The 1,944-nt window shown below is 52.6% G+C and carries 6 protein-coding genes; all 6 read left to right on the top strand.

Annotated elements, in window-relative coordinates; all coding sequences use genetic code 11:
* Positions 1-225: hypothetical protein (locus ACK4TH_RS11535; RefSeq protein WP_409626617.1), on the top strand; the 225-nt coding region annotated here is incomplete at its 5' end.
* 2 nt (positions 226-227) lie between these two features.
* Positions 228-482 carry a hypothetical protein gene (locus ACK4TH_RS11530; RefSeq protein WP_409626615.1) on the top strand — a complete coding sequence of 85 codons (255 nt, stop codon included), beginning with the start codon at positions 228-230 and terminating at the stop codon, positions 480-482.
* A 106-nt stretch (positions 483-588) separates the two neighbouring features.
* The gene (locus ACK4TH_RS11525) at positions 589-762 is read left to right on the top strand and encodes a hypothetical protein (RefSeq protein WP_409626613.1); all 174 of its coding nucleotides are present in this window, start codon (positions 589-591) and stop codon (positions 760-762) included.
* Positions 729-1,043 (top strand): hypothetical protein, encoded by a 315-nt coding sequence (locus ACK4TH_RS11520; protein WP_409626611.1) that lies wholly within the window; start codon positions 729-731, stop codon positions 1,041-1,043. Before ACK4TH_RS11525 ends, ACK4TH_RS11520 begins: the two co-directional genes overlap by 34 nt.
* Before the next feature lie 27 nt (positions 1,044-1,070).
* On the top strand, positions 1,071-1,238 hold the full coding sequence (locus tag ACK4TH_RS11515; RefSeq protein WP_409626609.1) for a hypothetical protein: 168 nt from the start codon (positions 1,071-1,073) through the stop codon (positions 1,236-1,238).
* Positions 1,235-1,540 carry a hypothetical protein gene (locus ACK4TH_RS11510; RefSeq protein ID WP_409626607.1) on the top strand — a complete coding sequence of 102 codons (306 nt, stop codon included), beginning with the start codon at positions 1,235-1,237 and terminating at the stop codon, positions 1,538-1,540. Before ACK4TH_RS11515 ends, ACK4TH_RS11510 begins: the two co-directional genes overlap by 4 nt.
* The last annotated feature ends 404 nt before the right edge of the window (positions 1,541-1,944 follow it).

The following is a 1,944-nucleotide window of genomic DNA, read 5'->3' as shown; positions in this document are numbered from 1 at the left end:
CGTAAGTACTTGTCATACCGAACGATATTGCCGGGGTGCAGTCCGAACCAAGCCCTGATTTCAAAGGGATTAAGACCAGCATCGGGCCCATTCTTTTCGACCAAGCGGGAGTCCGAACCAAGCCCTGATTTCAAAGGGATTAAGACGTCGCTCGCGCAATCGCATACCGTAATCGAGTCACCGTCCGAACCAAGCCCTGATTTCAAAGGGATTAAGACGACATAGGCGTGCCGGGTCATGCCGCGCGACATGGTCCGAACCAAGCCCTGATTTCAAAGGGATTAAGACTCCTTGCAGCCCATCGATTCGACGTACCCTTTAAGTCCGAACCAAGCCCTGATTTCAAAGGGATTAAGACCCGGAGGAGCGGGTTCTCCTTCGTCGGCTTTGGTGGGTCCGAACCAAGCCCTGATTTCAAAGGGATTAAGACGGGCACCAGCGGCTTATCGTCGGCACGACGGCAGGTCCGAACCAAGCCCTGATTTCAAAGGGATTAAGACCTTTACAGCCCATACCGGCCATGTATCCTTTAATGTCCGAACCAAGCCCTGATTTCAAAGGGATTAAGACGCCGTGGAGAGAGCTTTGATGATAGTGGCCATTGGTCCGAACCAAGCCCTGATTTCAAAGGGATTAAGACGCGTCAATTTCGACGCCCTTTTGGGCGATGCCGAGTCCGAACCAAGCCCTGATTTCAAAGGGATTAAGACCATGGCGCTCAACGTCATTTGTATGGCTTTCGCGGTCCGAACCAAGCCCTGATTTCAAAGGGATTAAGACCGGCCTTGTCGGCCTTGTCGGCCTTGTCGGCCTGTCCGAACCAAGCCCTGATTTCAAAGGGATTAAGACCGACCAATCGCTCGCGCAGTGCGCGAAGAGCTTCAGGTCCGAACCAAGCCCTGATTTCAAAGGGATTAAGACCCCCGGGTCTCGGGCGATACCCCGTCGCTTTGCAGTCCGAACCAAGCCCTGATTTCAAAGGGATTAAGACCGACCGTACTATGACCGACCGCACCCAGTACCTTGTCCGAACCAAGCCCTGATTTCAAAGGGATTAAGACGGAATCCTTGTGCGTGAGGTAACCACTGTCGTAGTTACGTCCGAACCAAGCCCTGATTTCAAAGGGATTAAGACGAGACCGACACGTCGGCTTTCCAGCGGAACACTGTCCGAACCAAGCCCTGATTTCAAAGGGATTAAGACTGCTCCCGCAGCACCTTATATTGCGCGGGTGTGAGGTCCGAACCAAGCCCTGATTTCAAAGGGATTAAGACTGTCTTGCAGCGTCTCAACGCAGCGGCGGATGATGGGTCCGAACCAAGCCCTGATTTCAAAGGGATTAAGACTCTTGACCGTATACGTCGATGGCTTCTACCTTGGTCCGAACCAAGCCCTGATTTCAAAGGGATTAAGACTCAACCGGCAGTTTCCGTTCTGTCAGGACTGCGCCGTCCGAACCAAGCCCTGATTTCAAAGGGATTAAGACTCCAGACCACGGTGCGATTAAGGACGCCGAACACCGTCCGAACCAAGCCCTGATTTCAAAGGGATTAAGACAAACTTGCAATGCCTGTGTATGGCGTTAGCAGGGTCCGAACCAAGCCCTGATTTCAAAGGGATTAAGACAATTGGCCGGCGGGTTACTTCACGCAAACCCGCAGTCCGAACCAAGCCCTGATTTCAAAGGGATTAAGACCGAGGGCTTTGACGCATAGCGCGGAGAATCAGCGTCCGAACCAAGCCCTGATTTCAAAGGGATTAAGACCGATCGGATCTCCAGAATGTCGATGTTGTGAAGTCCGAACCAAGCCCTGATTTCAAAGGGATTAAGACTCTGCTCCTTGCGCGTCTTGACCGCTTTCTCCAGGTCCGAACCAAGCCCTGATTTCAAAGGGATTAAGACATTTTGCCCTTCATCGTTAGGCTGGCCGCCAATGCGTCCG

The organism is Tepidimonas sp., from assembly GCF_046292505.1.
Taxonomy (GTDB): domain Bacteria; phylum Pseudomonadota; class Gammaproteobacteria; order Burkholderiales; family Burkholderiaceae_C; genus Tepidimonas.
This window is presented reverse-complemented; position numbering and strand designations above follow the sequence as displayed.

Bases quoted from the DNA above. Each gene is read 5' to 3' on its own strand.
- ACK4TH_RS11525 (WP_409626613.1), top strand. From the start codon at position 589: ATGATAGTGGCCATTGGTCCGAACCAAGCCCTGATTTCAAAGGGATTA.